Annotated in this window: 22 protein-coding genes; 13 read left to right on the top strand and 9 right to left on the bottom strand. The window is 68.2% G+C overall.

Annotated features, from left to right (window positions below; translation table 11 throughout):
* Window positions 1-1,068 precede the first annotated feature (1,068 nt).
* The gene (locus tag ACIBK2_RS36130; RefSeq protein ID WP_396974125.1) at window positions 1,069-1,839 is read right to left on the bottom strand and encodes a deoxyribonuclease IV; all 771 of its coding nucleotides are present in this window, start codon (window positions 1,837-1,839) and stop codon (window positions 1,069-1,071) included.
* Between the two features lie 129 nt (window positions 1,840-1,968).
* On the opposite strand from ACIBK2_RS36130, the gene ACIBK2_RS36125 reads away from it, so the two are divergent.
* From ACIBK2_RS36125 to ACIBK2_RS36115, 3 genes are read left to right on the top strand one after another with little or no spacing between them, the layout of a single operon-like run.
* The gene (locus tag ACIBK2_RS36125; RefSeq protein ID WP_396974123.1) at window positions 1,969-3,621 is read left to right on the top strand and encodes a protein kinase; all 1,653 of its coding nucleotides are present in this window, start codon (window positions 1,969-1,971) and stop codon (window positions 3,619-3,621) included.
* Window positions 3,605-5,434 carry a serine/threonine-protein kinase gene (locus ACIBK2_RS36120; protein ID WP_396974121.1) on the top strand — a complete coding sequence of 610 codons (1,830 nt, stop codon included), beginning with the start codon at window positions 3,605-3,607 and terminating at the stop codon, window positions 5,432-5,434. The genes ACIBK2_RS36125 and ACIBK2_RS36120 overlap by 17 nt, the downstream gene beginning before the upstream one ends.
* A 3-nt stretch (window positions 5,435-5,437) precedes the next feature.
* On the top strand, window positions 5,438-7,096 hold the full coding sequence (locus tag ACIBK2_RS36115; RefSeq protein ID WP_396974119.1) for a serine/threonine-protein kinase: 1,659 nt from the start codon (window positions 5,438-5,440) through the stop codon (window positions 7,094-7,096).
* 30 nt (window positions 7,097-7,126) lie between these two features.
* On the opposite strand, the gene ACIBK2_RS36110 is transcribed toward ACIBK2_RS36115, so the two are convergent.
* Window positions 7,127-7,960 carry a GNAT family N-acetyltransferase gene (locus tag ACIBK2_RS36110; protein WP_396974118.1) on the bottom strand — a complete coding sequence of 278 codons (834 nt, stop codon included), beginning with the start codon at window positions 7,958-7,960 and terminating at the stop codon, window positions 7,127-7,129.
* 120 nt (window positions 7,961-8,080) lie between these two features.
* Complete coding sequence (locus ACIBK2_RS36105) at window positions 8,081-8,371, bottom strand: hypothetical protein (RefSeq protein WP_396974116.1); 291 nt, start codon at window positions 8,369-8,371, stop codon at window positions 8,081-8,083.
* 294 nt (window positions 8,372-8,665) lie between these two features.
* Between ACIBK2_RS36105 and ACIBK2_RS36100 the strand changes: the two genes are divergently transcribed.
* The gene (locus tag ACIBK2_RS36100; protein ID WP_396974114.1) at window positions 8,666-9,175 is read left to right on the top strand and encodes a hypothetical protein; all 510 of its coding nucleotides are present in this window, start codon (window positions 8,666-8,668) and stop codon (window positions 9,173-9,175) included.
* A gap of 38 nt (window positions 9,176-9,213) precedes the next feature.
* On the opposite strand, the gene ACIBK2_RS36095 is transcribed toward ACIBK2_RS36100, so the two are convergent.
* On the bottom strand, window positions 9,214-10,341 hold the full coding sequence (locus ACIBK2_RS36095; RefSeq protein ID WP_396974112.1) for an acyl-CoA dehydrogenase family protein: 1,128 nt from the start codon (window positions 10,339-10,341) through the stop codon (window positions 9,214-9,216).
* Between the two features lie 9 nt (window positions 10,342-10,350).
* Window positions 10,351-11,523, bottom strand: a complete 1,173-nt coding sequence (locus tag ACIBK2_RS36090; protein WP_396974110.1) for an acyl-CoA dehydrogenase family protein — start codon at window positions 11,521-11,523, stop codon at window positions 10,351-10,353.
* Window positions 11,524-11,730: 207 nt separating this feature from the next.
* Here ACIBK2_RS36090 and ACIBK2_RS36085 point away from each other — a divergent pair, with 207 nt between their 5' ends.
* The gene (locus tag ACIBK2_RS36085; RefSeq protein WP_396974109.1) at window positions 11,731-12,624 is read left to right on the top strand and encodes a hypothetical protein; all 894 of its coding nucleotides are present in this window, start codon (window positions 11,731-11,733) and stop codon (window positions 12,622-12,624) included.
* 42 nt (window positions 12,625-12,666) lie between these two features.
* On the opposite strand, the gene ACIBK2_RS36080 is transcribed toward ACIBK2_RS36085, so the two are convergent.
* Entirely contained in the window at window positions 12,667-13,812 is a 1,146-nt protein-coding gene (locus ACIBK2_RS36080) for an epoxide hydrolase family protein (RefSeq protein ID WP_396974108.1), read from the bottom strand.
* Window positions 13,813-13,909: 97 nt separating this feature from the next.
* On the opposite strand from ACIBK2_RS36080, the gene ACIBK2_RS36075 reads away from it, so the two are divergent.
* Entirely contained in the window at window positions 13,910-14,902 is a 993-nt protein-coding gene (locus ACIBK2_RS36075; protein ID WP_396974106.1) for a helix-turn-helix transcriptional regulator, read from the top strand.
* Here ACIBK2_RS36075 and ACIBK2_RS36070 read toward each other — a convergent pair.
* On the bottom strand, window positions 14,887-15,846 hold the full coding sequence (locus tag ACIBK2_RS36070) for an SMP-30/gluconolactonase/LRE family protein (RefSeq protein WP_396974104.1): 960 nt from the start codon (window positions 15,844-15,846) through the stop codon (window positions 14,887-14,889). The two genes, ACIBK2_RS36075 and ACIBK2_RS36070, sit on opposite strands and share 16 nt — an antisense overlap.
* A 169-nt stretch (window positions 15,847-16,015) precedes the next feature.
* Here ACIBK2_RS36070 and ACIBK2_RS36065 point away from each other — a divergent pair, with 169 nt between their 5' ends.
* From ACIBK2_RS36065 to ACIBK2_RS36045, 5 genes are all read left to right on the top strand, one after another.
* Entirely contained in the window at window positions 16,016-16,741 is a 726-nt protein-coding gene (locus ACIBK2_RS36065) for an alpha/beta hydrolase (protein ID WP_396974102.1), read from the top strand.
* A 38-nt stretch (window positions 16,742-16,779) separates the two neighbouring features.
* The gene (locus ACIBK2_RS36060) at window positions 16,780-17,220 is read left to right on the top strand and encodes a hypothetical protein (RefSeq protein WP_396974100.1); all 441 of its coding nucleotides are present in this window, start codon (window positions 16,780-16,782) and stop codon (window positions 17,218-17,220) included.
* Entirely contained in the window at window positions 17,213-18,550 is a 1,338-nt protein-coding gene (locus tag ACIBK2_RS36055) for a hypothetical protein (protein WP_396974098.1), read from the top strand. The genes ACIBK2_RS36060 and ACIBK2_RS36055 overlap by 8 nt, the downstream gene beginning before the upstream one ends.
* The gene (locus ACIBK2_RS36050; protein ID WP_396974096.1) at window positions 18,547-19,314 is read left to right on the top strand and encodes an ESX secretion-associated protein EspG; all 768 of its coding nucleotides are present in this window, start codon (window positions 18,547-18,549) and stop codon (window positions 19,312-19,314) included. The genes ACIBK2_RS36055 and ACIBK2_RS36050 overlap by 4 nt, the downstream gene beginning before the upstream one ends.
* A gap of 187 nt (window positions 19,315-19,501) precedes the next feature.
* A complete protein-coding gene (locus ACIBK2_RS36045) occupies window positions 19,502-19,903 on the top strand; it encodes a gamma carbonic anhydrase family protein (RefSeq protein WP_396974094.1) in 402 nt (133 codons plus the stop codon).
* 79 nt (window positions 19,904-19,982) lie between these two features.
* Here ACIBK2_RS36045 and ACIBK2_RS36040 read toward each other — a convergent pair whose 3' ends face one another.
* A complete protein-coding gene (locus tag ACIBK2_RS36040) occupies window positions 19,983-20,606 on the bottom strand; it encodes a phosphoribosyltransferase (protein WP_396974092.1) in 624 nt (207 codons plus the stop codon).
* 11 nt (window positions 20,607-20,617) lie between these two features.
* Complete coding sequence (locus tag ACIBK2_RS36035) at window positions 20,618-21,472, bottom strand: carbon-nitrogen hydrolase family protein (RefSeq protein WP_396974090.1); 855 nt, start codon at window positions 21,470-21,472, stop codon at window positions 20,618-20,620.
* A gap of 62 nt (window positions 21,473-21,534) precedes the next feature.
* On the opposite strand from ACIBK2_RS36035, the gene ACIBK2_RS36030 reads away from it, so the two are divergent.
* Complete coding sequence (locus ACIBK2_RS36030; RefSeq protein ID WP_396974088.1) at window positions 21,535-23,328, top strand: DEAD/DEAH box helicase; 1,794 nt, start codon at window positions 21,535-21,537, stop codon at window positions 23,326-23,328.
* A gap of 258 nt (window positions 23,329-23,586) precedes the next feature.
* Window positions 23,587-26,970 (top strand): AAA domain-containing protein, encoded by a 3,384-nt coding sequence (locus ACIBK2_RS36025; RefSeq protein ID WP_396974087.1) that lies wholly within the window; start codon window positions 23,587-23,589, stop codon window positions 26,968-26,970.
* The last annotated feature ends 1 nt before the right edge of the window (window position 26,971 follow it).

Below are 26,971 nucleotides of genomic sequence, written 5' to 3'. Positions count from 1 at the left end.
CCGCCGAGTACGAAGCCGCCTACTACGCTCAACAACAGCCATCCCAGCCGGTGATGACTCAACCATGAAGCCGGCCGGAAACTCGGGACGGTTCAGAACCTATCCGTACACCCGTTGTGTCAGCCCCACACTCAGTACAGGTGGTGTGGGGCTGACACAGTGGGTGTACACAGGTAGCTTGACCACCTCGGAAGCCGAGATTGGCTGAGTATTGAGCTCTCGCAACGCAACCACAGCCAGATGACCATCTCGGGAACCCTCACATTGCGCGCCTGACCGATAACTAAAGCCGGGTACGGCAGGCGACGTGCTCAGCACTACTCGGTCATTCCCTTGGATAAGTACACCTATCGGGGAAGTGCACCTAAGGACTTCCCAAGGTGAGCTGTTCATGAAAGCTGAAGACCTATCCAGGTTTTCCCTGAAGTAGTGTGGGCGCGTCGTGTGCCGTACCCGGCTTTAGGCGCATGTCAGGTGCGTGATGTCGCGTTGCTGAGGTGGTCATCGGCTTGTGGTGGCGTTGAGAGCATTTTCAAGATCAAAAGAGTCGAATGGTTGCAGTCCGAGATCGTTTAGCGACCATTCGACTTGCCGGGATGCGCCATTTGGCCGGGGTGCCGTTCCAGGGCATCACCTCGAGCCCAAGCAGTCCCACTGTTCGGTGCAACCATCACGCGCAGGCCCACTTGACGTACGAAGCGTGTTCTTGACGCATGCTGCAACCTGCGTCAAGAGCGTGCTTCGTACGTCAAGTCGCTAGGGCCGTGTTCCTCGCACACGTAATTGCGTCCTTCGCGTACTTGTTGAGGGCCTGGTGGGTTTGTGACGGATGAGAGTGGTGTGCGAACCATCAAGCCGCCGTAGCTAACTCACTCGGAGGTGGGTGCGAAGCACCCGCCGCCGCACCAACCCCGCTAGAGAAGGGTGCGCAGCACCCGCCCCCTCTACAAACCCACCCCCACAAAGGGTGCGCAGCACCCGCCCCACGCACACAACCTCACCCCGCCCCAACAACACACTCACCCCGGACCCCCTCCCCCGACCCCCTCCCCCGGAGAGCCAACCAACTCAGCCCATGTACTCCCGGAGATACGCCAGATCATCGGCAACCCCTTCGCCAGGCGTTTCCAAAATGACCGGGGCGCCTGCGGTTTTGCAGACCTCGGCGAGCAGCTCCGGATCGATGGTGCCGTCGGAGAAGTTGGCGTGGCGGTCGGCGCCGGAGTTGAACTCATCCCGGGAGGAGTTCAAGTGCACCAGGTCGATTCGGCCGGTGATCGCCTTGATGCGGTCGACGACACCGATCAGTTCCTCGCCGCCCGCCCAGGCATGGCAGGTATCCAGGCAGAAGCCTGCGCCGAAATCGCCTACGGCGTCCCACAATCGGGAGATGGAGTCGAAATGCCTGGCCATCGCGTGATTGCCGCCCGCGGTGTTCTCGATCAGGATCGGCACGGCGAAGCCGCCCTTGTCCTGCTGGCGTTCGAACAGCTTGCGCCAGTTGTCGATTCCGGTCTCCAGTTCGGCGTCCGAGCGGACGTGTCCGCCGTGCACGACCAAGCCGAACGCGCCGAGGTCGGCGGCGGCCTTGGCCTGCTGGGCGACGGCATTGCGGGAGGGCATTCGTAGCCGATTGTTCAGGCTGGCCACGTTGATCTGATAGGACGAGTGCACCACCACGTCGATCGGGCTTGCCACGATCTCCTCGGTCCGCGGGTGCGGGGTCGGCTTGTCCCAGCTCTGCGGATCGACGACGAACATCTGGATGACGTCGGCACCGAGTTTCTCACCGAAGCCGATCGGGTCGCCGTCGAGCCGGACGTGTGCTCCAATGCGCATAGGGGCCAGCTTAATGACCACCACCGACAGCAATCCGAGGATGCCGAACGGGGGTTGTTGCATCGTGTGGGCCCTGCGAGATACATCGGTAGTATCCGCGCGCTCGACCCGACAACGGGGGTGAACACCGTGTTGCAGACCGGCCAGGTCTTCGCTGGCTATGTCATCAAACGTGTCCTGGGCTACGGCGGCATGGGCACCGTTTACCTGGCCAAGCATCCACGACTGCCGCGGCTGACCGCGCTCAAACTGCTCAAAAGCGAGCTGTACAGCGAGGTCGAGATCCGCCGCCGCTTCGAGCGGGAGGCCGATCTGGTCGCCCAACTCGACCATCCCAATATCGTCACGGTGTACGACCGCGGCACCGAGGACCAGCAGCTGTGGATCTCCATGCAGTACGTGCCCGGCGCGGACGCCTCCTGCGCGGACGTGAACGTGCTCGAGCCGGGGCGGGCCGTGCAGATCATCAGCGATACCGCGATCGCCCTCGACTTCGCGCACGCCAACGAGGTGCTGCACCGTGACGTGAAACCGGCCAACATCCTGCTGGCCAAGGCACCGATCGGGCAGCCGGAGCGGGTGCTGCTCACCGACTTCGGCATCGCGGGCGTGCGCGGCAGCGACACCACGCTCAGCTCGAAGGGCTCGATCACCGCGACGCTGGCGTTCGGCGCGCCGGAGCAATTGATGGGGCAGCCGCTGGACGACCGGGCTGATCAGTACTCGCTCGCGTGCACGCTGTTCTGGTTGCTGATCGGTGCGGCGCCCTACCCCGGCGTGAATCCGGCCGCCGTGGTCAACAGCCACTTGTTCGCACCGGTGCCGAGGCTCAGCCGGCTGCGGCCCGGCCTGCCGCCCACGTTGGACGGCGTGCTGGCCCGCGCGATGGCCAAGACCCCCGCCGACCGGTTCGCCGACTGCGCGGAGTTCGCCGCCGCGGCCCGCCACGCGCTCGCCGTCGGCAGGCCGCGGCACCAAGCCGGACTCGCGCACGGCGGGTTCGCCCCCAACGCACGGCCCGCGCCGGTTCCCCCCACTCGCACGTTCCCACCCGACCGTCCGCCCCACTCGACGGTGCCGCCCGGGCGTCCGCCTCACTCGACGTTCTCACCAGACCATCCGCACCGCTCAACGCCGCCACCAGACCGGCCGCCGCACTCGGTGGGTTCATCGGACCATCCGCACCCCCCGACGGTGCCGCCAGGCCGCCCGTCCCATTCGACGATGCCACCAGACCATCCGCACCACTCGACGACGCCGCCGGGCCATTCGCCCCACGCAATACCACCACCAGAGCGGCCGCCGCACTCGACGAGACCACCAGACCAGACCGCGCCGCCCGGCGGCCGAGCACCCGCCGCTGCGCAGACCGGACCGGCTCCGCGCGAAACGACCCCGCCCCCAACGACATCCGCACCACCGTCGTCGGGATCGGTCCCACAGCCGAGATCGGTTCCGCCGCCTACGTTTCTGCCGCCGCGCCGGACCGTCCGGCGCGGCACCATCGAGCTGCCGGACCTGCCCAGGCGCCCCGGCGTGGTACCCCGGCAACAGCAGCCGCCGCCGGACGCGCGGCCTCCGCCGATAGCTGTTCGCTATCGAATGTCACTGGTATTACCCCGCTTTCGCTGGGCAGCCTTCGGTTCAGTGACTACTGCTATGGTTTCGATGTTTTCCGTGGTCCGGCCCGTGCCTGATCGCGCGTTCTTATGCTGTGCGCCTGTTCGTCGGTGGGTCCCGACGGGCGGCGGGAAGTGGAGCAGACATGCTGGCCAGCGGTGACGTTTTCGCCGGTTATGTCATCGAGCGGCAACTGGGTCGCGGTGGCATGGGTTCGGTCTACCTGGCGAAACATCCTCGGCTGCCGCGGATGACCGCGTTGAAGCTGCTGAACCGGGAGATGTTCTTCGACAAGGAGGTGCGGGCGCGGTTCGAACGGGAGGCGGATCTGGTCGCCCAGCTCGATCACCCGAACATCGTCACGGTCTACGACCGTGGGCTCGACGACGAACAGCTGTGGATCTCCATGCAGTTCATCGACGGTATCGACGCCGCGTCGGTGCAACCGCAGGCGCTGCCACCCGAGCGCGCCGTGCAGATCATCAAGGAAACCGCGGACGCCCTCGACTACGCGCACGGCATCGGCGTGCTGCATCGCGACGTGAAGCCCGCGAACATCCTGCTCGCCCGCTCCGGCAGCGGCCGCGGCGAGCGCGTCTACCTCACCGACTTCGGCATCGCCCGCTTCCGGGACGACACCGGCCATCTCACCCAGACCGGAACCTTCACCGCCACACTGGCTTACGCGTCGCCCGAACAGCTCACCGGCTCGTCGCTGGACCACCGCTCGGATCAGTATTCGCTGGCGTGCTCGCTGTTCTGGTTGTTCACCGGGACCGGCCCGTTCTCCGCGACCAACCCCGCGGCGGTGATCCAAGGTCACCTGCAGGGCGCGCCGCCCGCATTGAGCAGCCACCGCCAGGGCCTGCCGTATGCCCTGGACAGCGTGCTGGCCAGGGCGATGGCGAAGCGACCGGACGACAGGTACCCGAGTTGCGCCGACTTCGCCGCGGCCGCCCGGCATGCGCTCACCAATCCCAGCGCGCCGCCGATGCCGGTGATCGGTGGCCCGCGGCCGTTCACCGCGCCGCCGACCCCGGTGAGCGGACCGCGCCCGACCACCGGGCCGAGGCCGACCACCGGTCCACGGCCGACCACCGGACCGCCCACCCCGACCTCCGGCGCCCCCTACCAGGGGCCATACGGCCAGGGCCAGCCGCAGAGCGGTCCGAATTACCTTGCGGGACAATCCTTCCCGACGCCACTCCCGGCCACCCTGGTGGCCCAGCAGCACGGGGGCGGGCAGGCAGCACCGCCGACCAGCCCGTACACCGGGCCGCAATCCGGCTACAACTCCGGGCCGCAGTCCGGCTACAACTACACCCCGCCGCGGCCCATGTCCCCGGTCAGTGTCGGCGGACGACCGCCGAAGAAGTCCCATGTCGGCCTCATCATCGGCATCTGCCTCGCGGTCGTGGTGCTCATCCTGGTGACGCTCGCCATCATCGGCGCGGTCAGCGATTCCAGCTCGTCCTCGAACACCACGACAACGACCTCGGCTGGGACCGGGCCGGGCACCGCGGTCCCCGCGACCGCGGACTCGATCAGCACCGAATTCCCGCGCATGGTGCCCGCGACCAAGACCGAGCAGGTCGGCTACAACGGCGCCAAATGCTGGAATACCGACACGAGCTACACGCCGACGCCGAGCGATGGCGACCCGGAGTTCGGCGCCTGGGCCTGGCAGTGGCGCTGCTACGGCGGCGGCGACAGTTCAGATCCGCTCTACCGCATCTATGTCTACAAGTCCGCCGCCGACGCGCAGTCGGTGCTGAAGACGCTGCCGTCCAACAGCAAGTCGATGGACTCCAACGGCGGAAAGTCCTACACCAACTACAAATTCGATGCGAGCGGCCCGAAGATCGTGACCGCCTTCACCGGTGATCCGGACCGCGCCCAGTACCTGATGTTCACCGACGGCTCCGGCTCCATCGACCAGACCTTGCGCTGGTGGCGCTCGGCCCCGCTGAACTGACCCATGCTACGTAGCGGAGAGACATTCGCCAGCTACACCATCGAACGCCTGCTCGGTCGGGGCGGCATGGGATCGGTGTACCTGGCGCGGCATCCACGCCTGCCGCGGTTGACGGCGATGAAGCTGTTGAACTCGGAAGTGTTCCACGACAACCAGATCCGGACCCGGTTCGAGCGGGAGGCCGACCTGGTCGCCCGGCTCGATCATCCGAACATCGTGACCGTGTTCGACCGCGGCGTCGAGGACGAGCAGCTGTGGATCTCGATGCAGTACATCGAAGGCACCGATGCCGACGCGGTACACGCCCAGTCACTGCCGCCGGAACGTGCGGTACAGATCATCGGCGAGACGGCGAAGGCGCTCGACTTCGCCCACAGCCGCGGCGTCCTGCATCGAGATGTGAAGCCCGCCAACATCTTGCTCGAAGGCACCGGGGGCGCCGGCGAGCGCGTGTTCCTCACCGACTTCGGCATCGCCCGATTCCGTGATGAAACCGGACGGCTCACCCAGACCGGAACGTTCACCGCCACACTGGCGTACGCGTCGCCGGAGCAGCTGTCGGGCGCGCTGCTCGATCACCGCTCGGATCAATACTCGTTGGCCTGCACGCTGTTCCGGCTGCTGACCGGGACGGTGCCGTTCGAGGCCACCAACCCGGTCGCGGTGATCCAGGGACACCTGCAGGTGCCACCGCGGCCGGTCAGCCGGCTGCGGCCCGGCCTGCCGACGGCGCTGGACGCGGTGCTGGCCAAGGCCATGGCCAAGCGGGCCGACGATCGATTCGATTCCTGCGCCGAATTCGCCGGTGCCGCATGGCATGCGCTCACCACGCCGCAACAGTTCGCGCCGTTCCCGATGGCGGATCAGCCGTCCACGGTGGTGCGTCAGCCGCCAACGGTGGCGCAGCAGTACGGGCAGCGCAGCGAAAACCCCAGTCCGGATGCGTCACTCGCCGCCGATCGTGGTCGCTCTCGGTCCACTGCCATGATCGGCGGTGTGGTCGGCGTGCTGCTGGTGGTCGGGCTCATCGCCTCGATCGTCGTATTTTCGCGCAGTGGAACAGGTTCCGCCGGACCGGCCACGACCAGCACAGCGCCGACCAGCACAGCAGGCACCACGTCGCGCACCGGCATCACGCCGATCACCAAGCCGTCGACCGCACCGCGGCCGACGCCCGACCGAAACCAGGTCAGTGCGAACGCCGCGGCACTGAGCAGCGAGTTCTCCGCCATGCTGCCGGCAACCACGCCCGGCCAGACGGTTCAGGCCGGAACTGGCTACAACAAGGCGGGTTGCTTCTCCTACGCTCCCGGCTCGGCGCCCCCGCTCAACAACGACGATCCACCCCTCGGCGACTGGCTGGTGCTGTGGCGATGCTTCGGCGGTCCGAACAAGGCGTCCTTCTCGTTCTACCTGTACAACTCCCCCGCTGAGGTCCGATCCACGCTCGACGGCCTACCCGCCAACGACAAGATCGTGGTGGGCAAAAACGGCCACAACTACACCAACTACAAGCTGCGCGACAGCGATGAACAGCGCCCGCGCATGGTCACCGAGTTCACCGAGCACCCGCAACGCGCCGCCATGCTCATGTACAGCGTCGGCTTCATCGCCACCGAGGCCGACTTCATGGAATGGTGGGTCGCCGCCCCGCTGAACTGAGTTCGCACGGGCGGCGGAACACGAAGTCGGCTAACTGAATTCGTGGTGCACGAATTCGTGTGTCGGATGGAAGCCGATGGCCTGGTATATCTTGCCCGCGGTGCGGTTGGCCGTGTCGGCGAAGAGGCAGACGTCCAAACTCTCGGCCCGCAGGACCTGCGCGATGTGGGCGGTGACGGCGCTGGCGTAGCCGTGGCCGCGCTGCTGCGGCGGGGTGTAGACGAGGCCGATGCGAGACCAGCCCTGGACCGGGATCTGGTGGGCGGCAAAACTTACCGGCCGGCCGTCGCGCTCCCAGAACCAGATCATGCCTGCGGCGACCCGTCTACCGAGGGCCGCCTTGTCCAGTGCGACGGCGGGGATCCCCGCATCGTCGTGCATGGCCGCAGCCCATTCGAGGCACAGCGGCAGCTCGGATTCGGTTGCCCGGCGCGCTGTTCCGGGGACATCGGGGATGCGCAGTGCGCCGAGGCGGTACAGCCGGCTGCTGAAGGACGGCCGGAAGCCGACGCCGAATCGGTCGCTCCAGCGTTGCGCGAAGGCCGTCGCGTCGGCGACGAGTCCTTCGACACCGGTGCTTTCCGGCACCACCTCCGCCAGCGCGTCGGCCACCGCGCCCGCGCTGCCCTGGGGCAGCTCACCGAGATACACGTCCCAGCGTTTCGCCCGCATGGCGACGCCGACCACGGTGGCATCGTCGGCGTACACCGATAGGAACTGCGCGGCTCGGTCGGGGGTCTGGATGCCCTCGACCTGATTCGCGATGCTCGTGGTGATCACGGTGTGCCGCAGCGGATCACGGAGCAGGAACGACTCGGTGCGCGAGCGGAACTCGGCCGCATCCGTGGTGATCTCGATCCTCATGATCTTCACGGTAGGCGGCGAAACCGTTGCGCGCCCGAATTTTTCGGTGACCAGCCACGATCACTCGGCGACCGACCGACCAGTTGCCCGGTCCGGTCGCGGTGTCAGTGGGGTTCGGCGTCAATCCGTTTCGTTGCCGCCGCTGCCACCTGTGCGGAGTTTGAGCAGGATCAACCCTGCGGTGCACGCGAGAATCAGTCCGGCGACGGTGATTTCGACGTGTAAGCCGGCGATGCCGAGGACAGCCCCGACGATGCCACCGACGAAGAAAAGCCAGGCGAATATCCGCGAAATGATCGTGGACAGCGAGCGCGCTGACTTGTTCGACACGAGATGCTGCGTAGTAGCCGACACCGCATCCTTGGCGGCTGCGGACGACTCCCGCTGCGACGCTGTCGAGTAAGCTCCCATCATCTACTCCTCGATGACGCCGATCAGAGAACCAATGCCGCGTTCATCACACAACGCTTCTCTCATCTGGGTACAGGCGTCTCACGCGTAACTTTGCTCACACGCTACGACCATGCCCGGCCGTATGACAGCGACACGTGCCCCCGACACGCCGAAGAGATCAATTCGATATCTGAATTAAGAGTGTTTAAAACGATACACTTCGACGCACCGTTGGCGACCGTTTCGTCTGGCCGCGTGGACCGCGCTCGAGTAAGGTGATGCCGACTCGAACCGCAGCAGGAGTGATCACCGATGGAGAGCACCAGGACCAAGATCGCAGGTCCGGCGATCGCCGCAGGGGCGATCTCCGTCGGGCTCGTCCTTATCGGCGCCTGCGGAATCGGCAAGCAGGACACCTATGTCGCGCCCCCGCCGTTGCAGTCGGACCCGAACGTCGCGCCCGTCGCGCACGAGGGGCCGAGCGTGACGATGCCGAAGGTGGCGATTCCGCCGTCGCCGACCTGGCAGATCGCGCCCTACCAGGCACCGCACGCGTCGCCGTTCACCGGCTTCAGCACCACGACACCGGGCGAGACGCCGCCACCGGAAGAGGCACCGGGCGCTTTGCCGAACGGGAACCCGCCGCACGAGCGCCCCTCCGAGGATGCCCGACCCACGACCGAGGCGCCGACCACGACCGAAGCCCCCACGACGCGGCCGACCACCACTCGGCCGACGACAACGCGGCCGCGACCGACCACGACGACGCCGGACGAGCCGACAACGCATCCGTACGGCAGCCAGTCGACCGACGACGAGTAACCCGCGGTGGTGCGCGGATCACGCACCACCGCAAGGGTTTACAGCTCGGGCAGCCCGTACTCGCCGACCTTCGCGCTGAGCACCCGCAGGTGCTCGAGCCCGCCGCCGAACGTGCGCTCGATCGCGGTCAGCCTGGCCACGTAGTGACTGACCGGGTACTCCGCGGTAACGCCGATGCCGCCGTGCATCTGGATGGCTTCCTGACCGATGTGCCGCGCCGAGCGGCCGACCTGGAGCCGGGCCCGCGACGCGACCTGGGGATCGATCGCCTCGTCGGCGACCGCAGCGGTGGCATAGAGGCTCATACTGCGCGCCAGCTCCAGCGAGACGTACATGTCGGCGGCCCGGTGCGTGAGCGCCTGGAACTTCGACAGGGTGACCCCGAACTGCTTGCGCTGCTTCAGGTAATCGGTGGTCAACCGCAGCGCCTCCTCCATCGCACCGATGGATTCCGCGCACAGGCTGGCCTGCGCCTGCACCAGCGCCGTCTGAATCGCTTCGGCCGCATCGACACCGCCGCTGAGCAGTTCGGCGGCGGCCTGCTCGAATTCGAGCTGTGCGCCGCGCTGCCCGTCCACCGTGCGGTAGGACTTGCGGGTCACGCCGGTGGCGTCGGCCGCGACCAGGAACAGTCCGGTGCCGCCGCCGGGCAGCTGCGCGCTGACCACCAGTTCGTCGGCGCAATCGCCATGTATGACCGGGTTCTTGATGCCGGTCAGCGCGTATGAATCACCTTGCGGCACAGCCGTCGTGGCGAGTTCGGTGGACGGCCAGCGCACACCGGGCTCGCCGTGCGCGAAGGCGAGCAGCTTGTTGCCCGCCGCCACCTCGGGCAGTACCCGCTGCCGCTGTTCGGTGCTGCCCGCGAGGGCGATCAGCGCGCCGGGCAGCAGCACCGCGTCCAGGATCGGCTCCGGCGCCAGCCTGCGCCCCACCTCCTGTAGCACGACCATCGTCTCCACCGGACCGGCGCCGACGCCGCCGTCCTCCTCGGTGAAAGTCAGTCCGAGCACACCGAGTTCGGCGAGCTGTTGCCACACCTCGCGGCTCCAGCCGAGCTCGGTGTCGGTGACCTTCAGCCTGGTCTCGGGGTCGTAGTTGCGCGCGAGCAGGTCACGTACCGTGTCCCGCAGCATTTCCTGTTCATCGGTGAGATCGAAATCCATGGCGGCGCCTCACAATCCGAGGATCGTGGAGGCGATGATGGTGCGCTGCACCTCGCTGGAGCCTCCGTAGATGGTTGTCTTGCGGTAGTTCAGGTAGCTGGGACCGCTGCGCTGTGCCCAACCGGGCGAGGCGATCTCGCCGGCGCCGACCGGGAGCATGTCCGGGCCCGCGATGTCGACCAGCAGCTCGGTGGCGGCCTGCTGCAGCTCCGAGCCGCGCAGCTTCAGCACCGAGGACGCCGGATTCGGCTTGCCGTCCGAGGAATTCGAGACCACGCGCAGCTGGGTGAGTTCCAGCGCGAGCAGCTCGTTCTCCAGTTCGGCGACCCGCGCCGCGAACAGCGGATCGGTCAGCAGCGTGCCCTCACCCGACTTCGTCTGCGCCGCATATTCTTTCGCGATGCCGAGCTTCACCTTGGTGCGGCCGACGCCGGTGATGCCGGTGCGCTCGTTGCCGAGCAGGAACTTGGCGTAGGTCCAGCCCATGTTCTCCTCGCCGACCAGCTGATCGGCCGGGACGCGGACGTTCTCGAAGAACACCTCGTTCACCTCGTAGCCGCCGTCGATCAGCTTGATCGGGCGGATGGTGACGCCGGGCGATTTCACGTCGAACAGCAGGAACGAGATGCCCGCCTGCTTCTTCGCCGCGCTCGGGTCGGTGCGCACCAGGCAGAAGATCCAGTCCGCGTACTGGGCCAGCGTGGTCCAGATCTTCTGGCCGTTGACGATGTAGGAGTCGCCGTCGCGCACCGCGGTGGTGCGCAGCGAGGCCAGGTCCGAGCCCGCGTCGGGCTCGGAAAAGCCTTGGCACCACCAGATGTCGAGCGCGGCGGTGGGCGGCAGGAAGCGCTGCTTGAGCTCCTGCGAGCCGAAGTGCGCGATCACCGGGCCGACCATCTGCGCGTTGAACGTCAGCGGGTCCGGCACCGAGGCGAGCTGCATCTCGTCCTGCCAGATGTGGCGCTGCATCGGAGTCCAGTCCTTGCCACCCCACTCGACCGGCCAGTTCGGCACCGCGAGGCCGTTGTCGTTCAGCGCCTTGTGCGAGCGGACGATGTCGTCGCGGGACAGCTCCTGGCCGTACTTGAAGCGCTCACGGATCTCGGCGGGGATCTCGGTCCGGTAGATGTTTCGCAGTTCGTCGCGGAACGCGACTTCGTCTGGGGACAGGCTTATTTTCATACGCAGCTCCGTCTGTGTCTCGTAACGTCCGAGTCCAACCTACCCTTGAGTAATCCTCTACTGTCGAGTGGATCACACCTGAAGGACACGCTTGCGGGCGTCAACACTGGGTGAACAGCGGCGCTACCTGGGCGGTATTCCTGACGAACTGGTACGTTGCTGCACGTGGGTTGGGGACCCCGAGACTTTGCGTATCGAGGAGTTCGAGTGAACGGCAGGACCATCGCACGCGCCGCATCGGCCGTGACAGCTCTCGGCATCGGCGCGGCGCTGACCATCGGTGGTACGGCCACCGCCGATCCGGAACCGTCGCCGCTGGACACCGGGCTGGCCCACCTCACCGAGACCGCAGGCCCCGACCCGACCGTGCAGGCGGGTGTCGGCGCGCTGACCGAGTACACCAAGCTCGCCGATGTGGCCGGACTGCGCCACGTCACCAGCGCCTTCACCCCGTTCGCCTACGCCGCACCCACTTTCGGCTGCGGCAGCATCGGGCCGGTCACCACCATCATCGCCGCCGCGACCACCGACGGGGTCGGCAACAGCCAGGACCTCAATGTCGCGCCGGGCACCCTGCGATTCAGCGCGACGCCCGCGCACACCGGCACGCCGCTGGCCTCGGGCCTCGTGGTGGCCTGGGTGAACATCAACAACGGCGCCAGCGGGATCGATCCGCTCGACGACCTCACCGAGTACGGCCTTCCGTCGCTGTCCAAGACGGTGAACAGCGGACCCGGCACGGTGATCGCCTCGATGTGGGGCATCATCGACTACCCGTTCGCGCACTGCTTGATGACGCCGACCGTCGGCACCTTCATGGTGCCGGACCAGCCGGTGATCCAGCCGAAGCCGTCGAACACCAACGCCCCGGGACTGGTCACGCCGGGCCCCAACGGGACCGAGATCGGCCCGGAGGCCGCGCCGCCCGTCGAGCAGAAGCCCGCGCCCGCTGCTCCGGCGCCCGCCTCCGCGCCCGCTCCCCCGGCACCCGAGGCTGCTCCGGCGCCCGCCCCAGCCCCGCCCGCGGCGCCGACGCCGACCACCCCCAGCGCGCCTGCCGGTGCGGCGGTGCACGGCGAGTTCAGCAAGCCTGCCAACTGATACGACGGCACCGCCACGGATGGCGGTGCCGCGCAGTCCGATTCAGCTGACCTTCGCGAAGAAGGCGCGGATGTCGGCGACGTGCAGCTCCGGAAGTTCCATCGGGACGAAGTGATTGCCGGTGTTGCCCTCCGGCCAGTGCGCGATGTCGTTGTCGCGCTGGGCAAGTCGCAGCATCAGCGACGAACCCCCGCCGTAAACGCCCGTCGGCACCAGCTTTTGGCCCTTGGGCCAGGCAAAACCGTTGTCGCCGAGGCCGTTGTACATCGGCCAGGATGAGCTGGCGGCCGTATTGGTGAACCAGTACAGGCTGATGTTCGTCAGCAGATGATCCCGGTCGATGACGTCCTCGGCCTGGTCGGCGAGCGGCGCGAATTCGTTGAACTTGTGCATCAGCCAACCGAGCAGCCCGACCGGTGAGTCGGTCCAGGCGTGCGCGAAGGTCTGCGGCGCGGCGTGCAACAGGACGTGGTGGTTCAGGCCGGTCATCCACTTCTGCATCAGGTCCCATTCGGCGCGCTCATCCGGGCTCATGGTCGGCACGTCGGCCGCGGTCGGCATGCCGATGCCGCCGTCGATGTGTACGCCGATCACCCGATCCGGCGCCGCGATCGCCAGCTCGGGCGCGACGTACGCGCCGAGATCGCCGCCCTGGGCCCCGAAACGCCGGTAGCCGAGCCGAGTCATCAGCTCGAGCCACATCTCGGCCACCCGGCCCGGCGTCATCCCCACTTCGTGCGGTCCCGCCGAAAACGCGAAGCCCGGCACCGACGGCACCACGACGTGGAAGGCCTGCGCCGGGTCAAGACCGTGCTTGCGCGGATCGCTGAGCAGGCCAATGGTTTTGCTGAATTCGACGAAGGTGTTCGGCCAGCCGTGGGTCAGGATCAGCGGCACCGCGTCCGGCTCGGGCGAGCGCACATGCACGAAATGCACGTCGAGGCCGTCGATTTCGGTGATGAACTGTGGAAACTCGTTCAGCGCCGCTTCCTGTGCGCGCCAGTCGAATTCGGTCCGCCAGTAGTCGGCCAGCTCTTGCAGGTAGGCGACCGGTACGCCGCGGTCCCGACCCGAACCGGGCAGCTGCGCCGACCAGCGGGTGCGGCGCAACCGGTCGTTCAGATCGTCCAGGTCGGCCTGCGCGATGTCGATGCGGAACGGGCGAACTGCGGTGCGGTTGTCGGTCATCGGTGCTGCTCCTTGCCGGTCGGTCTCGCGATCTGGGCACCACGTTAGAAGTCATGTAGGACCATCTATGTCCTAGTTTTCTGGGACCCTCGAATTCATGAACAACACCCCCGCCCGGCTGCTGCGCCTGCTGTCGCTACTGCAGACCCCGCGCGACTGGCCGGGCAGCGAACTGGCCGAACGGCTCGGCGTCACCGACCGCACGGTGCGCCGCGATATCGACCGGCTGCGTGAGCTGGGCTATCCGGTGGACGCGACGATGGGCGCGGCGGGCGGCTATCGACTGGCGGCGGGGTCCGCGCTGCCGCCGCTGCTGGTCGAGGACGACGAGGCGGTCGCCATCGCGGTGGGCCTGCGGGCCGCCGCGGGTTATGCGGTCGCGGGCATCGAGGAGGCGTCGGTGCGCGCGCTCACCAAGCTGGAGCAAGTGCTGCCTGCGAAGCTGCGCCGCAGGGTGCGCGTGCTCGGCACCGCGCTGGCGCTGCCCACCGATACCGGTCCGCTGGTGGATCCGGAGGTGCTGACGGCGCTGGCCGCTGCCGTGACCAACAGGGAGCGGGTGCGTTTCACGTATCGCGACGGTGGTGGCGCGGAATCGCGGCGGCACGCCGAACCGGTCGGACTCGTTCCGTCACGGCGTCGCTGGTACCTCGTCGGCTTCGACATCGACCGAGATGACTGGCGCATCTACCGGGTTGATCGCATCGAGCGACCACAGCCGACCGCCGCCCGGTTCACCCCGCGCGAACTACCTGCCGCCGATCCCGCCGCATTTGTGGCCGGGCACCGAACCAACTGGGGCACGCCGACTTTCCGTCTGTCGATCACCATTCACGCACCCGCACAACGGATCACCGGCCGACTGGGCGATCAACCAGGCGACATCATCGCGATCGATGAGATCACCTGTCGCCTGGACACTCTCCGCGACGACTCCCCGGAATGGTTGGCGCATCGACTGATTGCCCTCGGCGTCGATTTCGAGGTGCGCGAACCGCCGGAGCTGATCCGACAGCTGCGCACGGTGACCGCGCGCATCGACCGCGCTATCGGCGGCCCGCTTCGAGCTGACGCTCAGCGCGGCAACTGAATTCGCAGGACCGCACCGTTCTCGGTACCCGCGATCAGTTGATCGGGCTGCCCCGGCGTGGCGACGACCGAGGTCAACGGCTCACCGCTCAGCACGGCACAGGCCGCGCCGGTAGTCGGGTCGACGCGCACGAGTTGGCCGAAAACTGTGGTCACATACAGGATTCCGGACGAATCGACGAGAAGATCATCGGTGAAATCCGGAATACCGGGCAGCGGCGAAGCGACGTCCGCGACAACGGAGGTGGCGCCGGGAGCATCGATCGGGACGCGCAGAATCCGGCCGAGCGGGCCGCCATTGGAGGTGACATAGAGCATGCGGCCGCGCACGACGACACCGTTCGCGCTTCCCTTGGGGGCCTGGTCGGTCCACGCGGTGTCGATGGTGCCGTCCGGGCGCACCCGGATTACGCCGGACAACGACGCACCGAGGTAGAGATAGCCGTCCGCGTCGAACGCGGCGCCGTTGGGCATGGTTCGCACGCCGGAGACGAAGACCTCGGGCTTCGGGTCGGCCGCCGTCGGGTCGAAACGGACCACGCCACCGGGACTGACCAGGCTGGTCGGTGTGTCCCCGTAGACGACATAGAGCAAGCCATCCGGACCACTGCGCACGGCACCGGGGAAGTCGACCGGGACGGTCGCGGTCAGCGCACCGGAACGGTCATAGCGCTGCACCACATTGCGGTACACCCGCGAGACCCACAGGTTGCCCGCGGCGTCGTAGCCGACGTTCTCCGACCAGTCGAGCATCGGCACGCCGACGGGCACCGCGGTCGCGGCGAGCGCGGCGAGCGCGGCGAGCGCGGGCGCGCACGCGGCGACCGGCTGCGCGGCGGTCGGGTCCGCGGCGGTCGGGTCCGCGGCGGCGACCGGTGCGGTGCACGCCAGGGCGATCAGGGCGGCGGGCCACAGCAACGAGCCTGGGCGACGGAGTCTTCTCAACGGGCACCTCGGTCTCTGCAAGCCGATAGAGCAATCGGCTGGGAGTCTAGCCACCTGAACAGAAGAGGTCCGTGCTCACACCGGGCCTGGCCGGGGCGAAGACGCGCGGCGGCCGACTGGAGACATCGTGAAGTCCCATGAGCGACAAAATCTTTGGCAAGATCAGGGGATGCCATTTTTCGACGGCGAGCGCGGCCGGATGCATTATCGGCGGTGGCCGATCGAAAACAGCGTTGCGACAGTGCTGCTGCTGCCCGGAATAGGTCAGCACAGCGGCCACTACCACCGGTTCGCCAGGACGCTGAAGACCGCAGGCATCGAAACGTGGGCGCTCGACACCTCGGGGCAGGGACTCAGCGAGGGCGACCACGGCAATCCGGGCACGCTGGTGGAGTTGGTGGCGGACGCGGTGCGGCTGTTCGACCTCGCGCGCGCCACGGTGCCTGCACCGCCGTTGGTCCTGATGGGTCATTCACTCGGCGCGGTCACCGTGCTCGCCCTGTTCGGCGCCGCGGAACCGGAAGCGGGCGCGGCGGCCGCGGATACCACCGCGTTGGAGCGCGCCTACCCGCTGCGGCCCGCCATTCCGGCCGACGCGGTGACCGGTCTGGTGCTGTCCGGCGTCTCGAAGCGGGCGCTTGGTGGGGGCACGCCCGGCGCGCTGGGAACACCACTGCCGCGCGACCTTCCGATCCTCGCGGTGCACGGCGTCGAGGATCGGCGAGCGCCGATTGATGCGGTCAGGGTATGGACTCAGCGCCACGAATCGGTAGATTTACGCGAGTACGCCGATGCCGGGCATGATCTGCTGCACGAGCCGGTGCACGCGCGGGTCGCTGCCGACATCGCGGACTGGATGCAGGGTGTCGTCGTGGGGTTGGCACGGCGCCCGTGAGCTGAGCCTCGCTCAGAGATGAGGAAGGGGGACGTCAGGTGCCATCTAACGAGAACGCCAATGGGGTCGGAAGCCCGGATCTGTCGGAATTCACGGCGCCCGGTGTCAGTGCCGCGGGGCTACACACCGCGGTCAACGACGGCGAGCTGTGGATCGACCGCGTGCTCGTCGCGAGCGGGGTGCACGAACGATGCGCGCGCCGCTACGAGCAACTGGCCAATCAGATCGAGGATCAGATCCGGTCGCTCAACGCCGCCTCCGCGCTGCCCGGGTTCGGCGGGTTCGCCTCCGGCGACGCGCTGCGCGCCGGCTTCGAGACGAAGGCGCACGGCGCGCTCACCCGACTGTGGGAATACGCCGAAGCCGCCAGGGAACTCGCGCTGACCTTCCGGGCCGCAGGCGCGGCCTACCATCGCGCCGACCACGTGCTCGCCTCGGCCGTCGGCCGGATCGACGCGGACGGAGCAGCCCATGCGTAAGTTGCCGCACACACCCGAGCGGACGCTCAGCAGGCGCAACGACCCGCCGTACGCGCCGACCGTCGAGGTCTTCGACAACCTGACCCATCAGGAGATCCACGAGAAGGTTCAACTGATGAAGCCCGCCGTGCTCACCGGCGGGCAGCAGGCCTGGGGTGCCGCGGCGGCCGGGCTGGCCGACGCGGTCGCGCAGGCGCACATCGAGATTCGCGCGGCCATCGCCGACGGGTGGCGCGGCAGCGCGGCCCAGCGCGCCGCCGCGGCCGTGCAGGGCTTCGAGCAGACCGGTCAGGATCTCGCCGACGTGCTGGCCGTCGTCTCGCAGCGGCTCGGGCAGGCGGGCGACGCGGCCGAGGCCTTGCGGGCCGCGGTATCCGCACCGTCCGGGAAGACGCCCGATCTGGGTGCCGCGCTGCTGGATCCGACGCAGGCCACCAGCAATGTCGCCGATCAGAAGACGACCGAGCACACGCGTCAGGACATCGTGCGCTCGATGAACGACATCTACACCGGCGTGTTCATCCCGACCGGCAACGACGTGCCCGCATTCCTGGACGAGCAGTTCGGTGACGCGCCGACCACGCCGAGCGGTGCACCGGTCAGCAAGGCGACCGGGTCCGGCGTCGACGCGGGAACCCCTGTCGTGCAACAGGTTCCGCTGAACACCTCGTCGATCGCGACGCAGCCCGCCGAGGCACCGACTGCGGACGCACCGGTCGGGGAGCAGGTCGCGGCCGAGCAGCACCAAGACGAAACCACACCCGCGGCAACGGTCGCCGCTGCCAGTGGAGCCACCGACGCGGGCGCGGGAAGTCCTGCCGCACCTGCCGCAACCCGAGTGACGGCGGCCGCAACGGATACGCCACTGTCCTTGGCACCGGCCGCGACCAGGCTGCGCACCGCGCCCGCCGCCACTGCGGCCGCGACACCGAGCACCACCGCCGCGTCGGCTCATCAGGTCGTTGTCCCGACCACACCGGGCACCGCGAGCGCGACCACCGACGAGCAGCGCAAGCGCGACGAACGACGCGGTGGCAGCAGCGGTACCAGTAGCAACGATGCGGTCAGTGGCCTCGGCGCGGGTGCGATGGGCGGCCTGATGGGTGGGGCGATGGTCGCAGGTGACGCACCACGCCAAGGATCCAGCGTCGCCGCGAACGCCGCCAACGCCGGCGCACGCGCCGCGCGCTTCGACGAGGAGGACGAGGACGACTTCCACTTCGACGACCTCCCGACCTACCTCGAACCGTCCGACGACAACGGCGAGCTGATCGGCGCCATCGATCCGACCACGCCGCCGGTGCTCGGCGAGTGGACCGAGCTGGAGTGAATTGGACGCTGACGCCGGACCAGTTCGCGCTGGCCTGGGCGCGCACCGACGGCGACCGGATTCCGTATCCGCTGGCCGTCCGATTATCCGCGCGCGACACCGCTGAGCGGGACACCCAACTACCGGCCTTACAGAGTTGGTGCGATCGGGTGCTCGATGCCGACCTCGAAGCGGCGCTGCGCGTGCTCGGCGCGCCGGAGCTGCGGATCGAGGTGTTCGGCGAGCGCGACGGCGCGCCGGGCTCGGACGCGGTCCGGCCGGTGCGGGTGCTCGGCGCCGCGGCGGGCAATGTCGCGGTGGTGGCCGCGCAGCGACCCGGCGCGACCGCGGATCGTGGCGGTGACATCCGGTTGTTCGTCGGCAGTGTGAAAAGCCTGACCGCCCGGGTCGTTTCGATGCTGCCGGAGCGGACGCCGGGCACCACGCCGCGATTGACCGCGCCGCTGGCCAGGGTCGGCGAGGACAGCCGCGATCTGGTCACCGTTCCGGTCGCGGGGCCGACGGTGCCGAGCCGCATCCGCAGAATGCTGCGGCAGCCGCGCGACGGCATCGGTCAGATCGTGGTGTCCGCCCGGCGCGGCGAGGGTGAACTGCGTCCGTTCGGGGTGCTCTGCTGGATCGATGTGGTCGACGACGGTCGCTACTCGGTGCGCACCGGCACCGATGTCGACATCGTTCCGGTGACCGCGCACGGTTTCATCGCACAGCTGCGCCCGATGGTCACCGCGGCCGAACGGGCCAGCGCCTACGCCGACCGCTGGTGAAATTCACCAACAGACAACTGATTTCGTAAGTACATGGGTAACTCGTCGGGTACGCCCAGATCTGAGCCGCCCACACGACCGCCGGCCCGGAGCGATACTGCCGCGGCATTTACGACCGGCAAAAGGCGCGGAGAGGCGGGGGAGCGACGTCCGGGTCGAGGCGGGCGCCTCGATCTGGTACGGCGCGGTGCTTCGCGCGGACCTGGCGCCGATCATCATTCGCGAACGCGCCAATATTCAGGACAACGCCGTGCTGCACGTGCCGCCGGTTGTGCCGATGGAGATCGGGCCGGGCGCGACGATCGCACACAGTGTGGTGTTCCACGGTGCGTCCGTCGGCGCGGAAGCCATTGTGGGCAACGGAACTACGGTGCTCGATATGGCGAAAATCGGTGCGGGAACGATGATTGCCGCCCACTCGCTGGTCCAGCCCGGCACCGAAATCCCCGACGGTGTCCTCGCCGCGGGCTCCCCCGCAGTAGTGAAGCGTCCCATCGAAGGCACCCCCGCCGAGTCGTGGATCAAGCTCAACCCCGGCTTCTACGCCGAACTCGCGCAACGCCACCGCACGGGGATCACCGAGGTCTAGACGCACGCCCTCCGATTTGGTGCACCTGGAATCGCATGCGATTTCCGGTGCGGCAAATCAGGAGACGTGCGTGGTGAGGTCAAGTGAGGAGGGTGGTCACTTCTTCGTCTGCTAGTTGGTGGAAGTCCTCGTAGGCGGTACCTACTCCGCCCAGGGTGCGCGGGACCAGCGGGCACACAACCTGGTCTGCTTCCGCGGCGACTCTGCGCAACGCCTCCGCTGAGGAAACCGGTACGGCCACCACGATCTGGGCAGGCTGGTGCAGGCGGGCGACGCGGCAGGCGACCACCACGGTCGCGCCGGTTGCCATACCGTCGTCGACGATCACCACGGTGCGCCCATCCAACGGAATCGGTTTCGCCTCGCCGCGCCACACCGTCCGGCGCCGATCCAACTCCACCCGCTCGCTGTCCTCGATCGCGGCGAACTCCTGCGCGCTGATCCCGATGTGCGACAACACATCCGAGTTGAGCACCCGCACACCGTCCTCGCCGATGGCACCCATCGCCAGCTCCGGCTGCCACGGCACACCGAGCTTGCGGACCAGCAGAATGTCGAGGTCACCACCGATGATCTCGCGCACCCCGGCGGCCACCGGAACCCCGCCGCGCGGCAGACCGAGCAGCAGCGGATATGCCGCGCGCAGGTCCTCCAGATGTGTAGCGAGCGCGCGACCGGCCGATGTCCGATCTGTGTAGATCATCCAGCAAAACGCTACTCCGCGGCCCGCTGGGCGATCGCGAATCGCCGCAACTCGAGGCTCGGATTAGTAGTACGGACCTCGGCCAGATGAACGAGGTCGATGCTTGCGGTCAACACGCCCGCTTCGTCGCCGAGTTCAGCCAGCACCGCACCGGTCGGATCGATGATCATCGACGCGCCCGCGCCACGCGGCGCGGCCTGATCGGCGGCGGCCACATAAACGGTGTTCTCGATGGCCCGCGCACGCAGCAACGTCGTCCACTGATCGACCTTGGCCGGACCGGGTATCCACTGGGCGGGCAGCACCAGCACCTGGGCGCCCGCGGTGGCCACCCGGCGGATGCCTTCCGGGAAGCGCAGATCGAAACAGGTCTGCAAGCCGAATGTCACGTCCGCCACACCGAAGACGGCCGGCGCCTCGATCGCGCCCGCCTCGACCACCTCCGATTCGAGGAAGCCGAAGGCGTCGTAGAGATGCACCTTCCGATACTTCGTGACGAGCGTTCCGTCGGGCCCGAGCACCACGAGGGTGTTGTGGATCCGGCTACCGCCCGGCGCGACCTGCTCCACCATTCCGGCGACCAGATGCACGCCGAATTCGCGGGCGATCTCGCCGAGTCCGGTGACGAACGGCCCGGTCAGAGGTTCGGCGACGGCCACGACACGCTCATCGAGCCGAGTGACGGCAAACATCGAGTATTCCGGCGCGACCACCACTCGCGCGCCCCGATCGCGGGCCGCGCGCACGTGCTCGCGCAGTGCGGAAAGGTTGGCGGACGGATCGGTGCCGGGGGCGAACTGGACGACCGCAACGTCCAGCTGGTTCGGGCCTGGGGTCTGATTCGTTTCGGAGCTATCCAGTTGCATACGTCTCACCGTATTGGGGCGGTGGCCGGGCAGGCCAGCACGAGGCAGTAAACTCCTGGTCAATGAGTACCAATCAGGTCGACAGCGTTCCTGGCGACAACGACAGGGACAACGACGGCCCGACCTTCGCCGATCTCGGGATCGATGACCGCATTCTCGCGGCCATCGCCGATGTGGGCTATGAGTCGCCGTCGCCGATCCAGGCTGCGACGATTCCGCCACTGCTCAGCGGCGCCGATGTGGTCGGCCTCGCGCAGACCGGCACCGGCAAGACCGCGGCGTTCGCGATCCCGATATTGATGGGTCTCGAAACCTCCGGCAAACTCCCGCAGGCCCTGGTGCTCGCGCCGACCCGCGAGCTCGCGATCCAGGTGGCCGAGGCGTTCGGCCGCTACGCCACGCACATCCCCGGGTTGCATGTGCTGCCGATCTACGGCGGCCAGGCCTACGGTGTGCAGCTGTCCGGCCTGCGCCGCGGCGCGCACGTGGTGGTCGGCACGCCCGGCCGGGTGATCGATCACCTGGAGAAGGGCACGCTCGACCTGTCGCAGCTGAAGTACCTGGTGCTGGACGAGGCCGACGAGATGCTGAAGATGGGCTTCCAGGAGGACGTCGAGCGCATCCTCAAGGACACGCCGTCCACCAAGCAGGTCGCGCTGTTCTCCGCGACCATGCCCGCGGCCATCCGCAAGATCTCCAAGCAGTACCTGAACAACCCGGTCGAGATCACCGTCAAGTCGAAGACCTCCACCGCGACGAACATCACCCAGCGCTGGGTGCAGGTCTCGCATCAGCGCAAGCTGGACGCGCTGACCAGGGTGCTCGAGGTCGAGTCGTTCGAGGCGATGATCATCTTCGTGCGCACCAAGCAGGCCACCGAGGAGCTGGCCGAAAAGCTGCGCGCCAGGGGCTTTTCCGCGGCCGCGATCAACGGTGACATCGCGCAGAACCAGCGTGAGCGCACCATCGGCCAGCTCAAGTCCGGTTCGCTGGACATCCTGGTCGCCACCGACGTCGCCGCGCGCGGCCTGGACGTGGACCGCATCTCGCACGTGGTCAACTACGACATCCCGCACGACACCGAGTCCTACGTGCACCGCATCGGCCGCACCGGCCGGGCCGGGCGCAGCGGCGAGGCCCTGCTGTTCGTCGCGCCGCGCGAACGCCACCTGCTCAAGTCGATCGAGCGGGCCACCAGGCATCCGCTGGAGGAGATGCAGCTGCCCAGCGTCGACGACGTCAACGCGCAGCGCGTCGCCAAGTTCGGCGACAACATCACCGAGAGCCTGACCTCGTCGAACCTGGCGCTGTTCCGCAGGCTCATCGAGGATTACGAACGCGAGCACGACATTCCGCTCGTCGACATCGCGGCGGCGCTGGCCGTGCTGTCGCGCGACGGCGACAACTTCCTGATGCAGCCCGAGCCGCCGGAGCCGGTGCGCGAACGCCGGGAACGCCCGGATCGCCCGCGCCGCTTCGAAGGTGACGACGATCGGTCCGGATTCGGTCAGCACAGTCGGGCCAACGGCACCGAGCTGGCGACCTACCGGATCAGCGTCGGCAAGCGGCACCGCGTGGTGCCGGGCGCGATCGTCGGCGCCATCGCCAACGAGGGTGGCCTGCGCCGCAGCGACTTCGGGCACATCAGCATCCGGCCCGACCACAGCCTGGTCGAGCTGCCCGCGGACCTACCCCCGGAGACGCTGGAAGCGTTGCGTCGCACCAGGATCAGCGGCGTGCTCATCCAGCTGACGCCCGATCAGGGTCCGCCGGGACAGCGCTCGTTCACCCGCGGCCCGCGCCGCGAGGGCGCGCCGGCGAAGCGGCCGCCGGAACGGCGTAAGCCGCGCTCCTGAGGCGGGCAGGGTCCACCGAGATCAAGCGCGCTAGCTAGAGTGTTGCCGTCCGTGCGTAATTAGTGCCGACGGCAGCGGGTGTCCCGCGAAAACTCGAGACGTGATGAGCGACAATGGCGCAGCCTGCTCATCGATGCCGACCGGGTGCGGGTGTCCCGCAGCGACCCGAGGCGTCGATGGGCGACAATTGCGCAGCCCGTTCATCGTCGCCGACCGGGTGCGGGTGTCCCGCAAGACACAGGAGGGCCGCGTTTGTTCGTGTTCGGTGATCGTGTCGTCTGCTCCGCCGTCGACCTCGTGCGCGCGGCGCGCTGTGAATTCGCGCTGCTTCGCGCCCTCGACACCGAACTCGGCACCGTCGCGGCCGATCCGGAAACCACCGCCGAATGGGCGCCGACGCCGCGCACCTGGTTCGACGACTCGCGGGATCGCAGGCTCAGCGACTTCCGCGACCGGTTCGGCAGCTCGATGGTGGAGATCCAACGCCCGCAGCACAAGTCGGACAGTCCGGAGACGCTGATCGCCGCGTTGACGGCCGCGCACGCGGCGACCGTCGCCGCGCTGCGGGCCGGAGTGCACGTGATCCACGGCGCCACCTTCTTCGACGGCGCCTTCGACTGTTCCTGCGATTTCCTGGTGCGGGCGGGTCATCGGGTGCGCTACACCGTGCACGGCACCGCGCACAGCAAAGCCGACCGGGTCGGCACCGCACTGGAACTCGCCGCCTGTGCTGACGCGGTGGACCACAGCGGATCGTTGACCGGCCCGCTGATCCGGCTGCATCTCGGCGAGGACAACACCGCCTACGCGCTGAGCGATCAGATCCCGGTGTACCGATCCCGCAGGCGCAGAGTCGAACACATCCTGGACGAGAAGCTGAGCGAGCTGCTACCCGTGCAGTGGGGTGATCCCCGGTATCTCGCCTGCGGGCGGTGCGGGACCTGCACGACGGCCGCGGCGGCCGCGCGGGATCTGCTGCTCGTCGCAGGCATGCCGACCACGACCAGGGCCCGGCTGCGCGAAGCGGGCGTGAGCACCATCGACCGGCTGGCCGGCACCGAGAGCACCGTGCGCGGCGTGCCGCCGCGCACCTTCACCGCGCTGCGCCGCCAGGCCGAAATCCAGTTGCGCCGGGAGGATTCCGGCCTGCCGACGCACAGCCTGATCGATCCGATCGCGCTCGGCGCGCTACCGCCGCCCTCCCCCGGTGACCTCTCGCTCACCGTCGAGGGTGGCGGGCGCACACCCCTGGCGGTGGACGTCGGTGGTCCCGGCACGGTGCACCTGACCTTCCGCGGGCCGTTCGGCACGGCCGGCGAGCCGGGCAGCGAGGCGGCCGGGCAGCGGCAGGCGCTGGAGGAGGTGCTCGACTATCTCGTGCAGCGGCGACGGATGTATCCGGACATGCACGTCTACCACTACACCTCCGCGGTACGCAGCGCGCTGCTGCACTGCACGGGCAGCACCGGTGTCGGCGAAGAGATCGTGGACGAGTTGCTGTGTGACGGTGTGCTCGTCGATCTGTATCCGATCGTGCGCAACGCGCTGATCGTCGGTGAACGTTCCTACCGGTTGAACCGGCTGGCGCGGCTGCTGCCCGGCGCGGCGCATTCGCCCGCCGCCGAACGGGATTGCCTGACCGTGCTGCGGCTACGGGACTGGCTGCTGGACCGGGCGGCCGAGCAGCGGATCGACCCGCAGGCGATCACGCTGGAGCGGGCCGGGTCGTGGTGTCAGGTGGCCGGTCCCGACGAATTGGAGCCGATACCGCCCTCGCGGCCGTCCTCGTTCGAGGCGGCGCTCGCCGAATACGCGGCGGCGCAAGACGAACCGCGGCACGTCGCCGCGATGATGGCCGCGGCGCTCGGCTATCACCGGCGCGAGCGGCAGCCGCTGTGGTGGGCGCACGTCGATCGACTCAGCCATCCGGTCGACGAATGGGCCGACGCGCCAGGGGTGCTGGTCGCCGAGTGGGGCACCGTCGACACCAAGTGGCATCGCAGTCCGGACCGGCCGACCATGCGCCGCTATCTCACGCTGACCGGCCGGATCGGTTCGAGCTGGAGTGCGGGCGGGCCGGGACCGGCCACGGTCCTGACGCCGGGCGCCACGGTCTACACCTTCTACGACCGGCCCGCGGCCGCCGGAATGGTCACCGCCGTCGGACGCCGGGCCACCGCCGTCGCCACCGTGCTCGGCTGCTCGGTCGACGCCGAATTCGACGACGCGGTCCGCCTCGAGGAACTGCTGCCCGACGGCTGCGAACCCTACGACGAGCTACCGACCGCGATCGCACCCGGCCTACCCGCCTGGGACTGGAACGCCGAAACCGCGGTCGAATTCGCCGCCCAGCAGCTGCTTGTCGCGCTCCCGGAGATTCCGGAGGGCGCCGTGTTCGACCTGCTCGCCCGCCGCCCGCCCCGGCTGCGCACCGGTGCCGCGCTGCCCGAGGTGCACGGCGATCACGCCGCCGCGATCACCGCCGCGATGCGCGAACTCGACAACTCCTACCTCGCGGTGCAGGGGCCGTCGGGCACCGGCAAGACCTCCACCGCTGCCCGCGTACTGGAACGCCTCGTCACCCGGCACAAGTGGCGGATCGGCATTGTCGGACAGACGCATTCGACCGTGGAGAACCTGCTGGACGCGGTCGTGCGGGTCGGCGTGCTGCCGGAACTCGTCGCGAAGAAGGACGTCGAGTCGGTGGGGCCGGAATGGGTCGTCATCGACGCCTCCCGATACGCGCGCTTCCTCGACAACGCGATCAGCGGCTGCGTACTCGGCGGCACCCCAACGGATTTCGCGAACGAAGAGATGGTGTCGCGCGAGGGACTCGACCTGCTGGTGATCGCGGATGCGGGGCGGTTCCCGCTGGCCGACGCCGTCGCGGTCGGCGTCAGCGCGCGAAACCTGTTGCTGCTCGGCGATCCCGTGCCACCGGCCACGCACAGCGCGCACCCGGAGCCGGTCGGCGAATCGGTGCTCGGCTGGCTCGCCGAGGGACGGCACACGCTGCCCGGCGAACGCGGCTATTTCCTGGACCGCACCTGGCGGATGCATCCGCAGGTGTGTGACCCGATCTCCCGCCTGTACTACGACGGACGCCTGCGTGCCAACGAAACCGTCACCCTGGCAAGGGAACTCGACGGCGAAGAGCCCGGCGTGAGCACCGTCCTGGTCCCGCACCACGGCAACGCCACCGAATCCGCGGCCGAGGCCCGCGAGGTGGTCCGCCGCGTGCGCGCGCTGCTCGCCATGAATTGGACCATCGGCGCGATGACCCGACGGCTACATCCACACGACATCTTCGTGGTCGCCCCCTACGCCGCACAGGTCGGCCGAATCCGAACCCTGCTCGCCCGAGCCAGGATCGAGGACGTCCTCGTCGGCACCCCGGACCGATTCCGCGGCAGAGAAGCAGCTGTAGTACTGCTCTCGATGACCACGTCCAGTCCCGCCGACGCCCCCTACGGCATGCCGTTCCTGTTGTCCCGAGCGCTCCTCCATGCCGCCCTCTGCCGCGCCATGTGGAAAGCCATCATCATCCGCTCGCCCCTACTGAGCGAATACCTGCCCCCAGCTCCGGAAGAGATCCCCGACTTGGCAGGTTTCCTGCGACTGTCCGCCTCACCTCGTGATTAGG

The organism is Nocardia sp. NPDC050175 (genome assembly GCF_044459885.1).
Taxonomy (GTDB): domain Bacteria; phylum Actinomycetota; class Actinomycetes; order Mycobacteriales; family Mycobacteriaceae; genus Nocardia.
The sequence above is the reverse complement of the archived record's forward strand: the minus strand, read 5'-3'. Positions and strand labels throughout refer to the sequence as shown.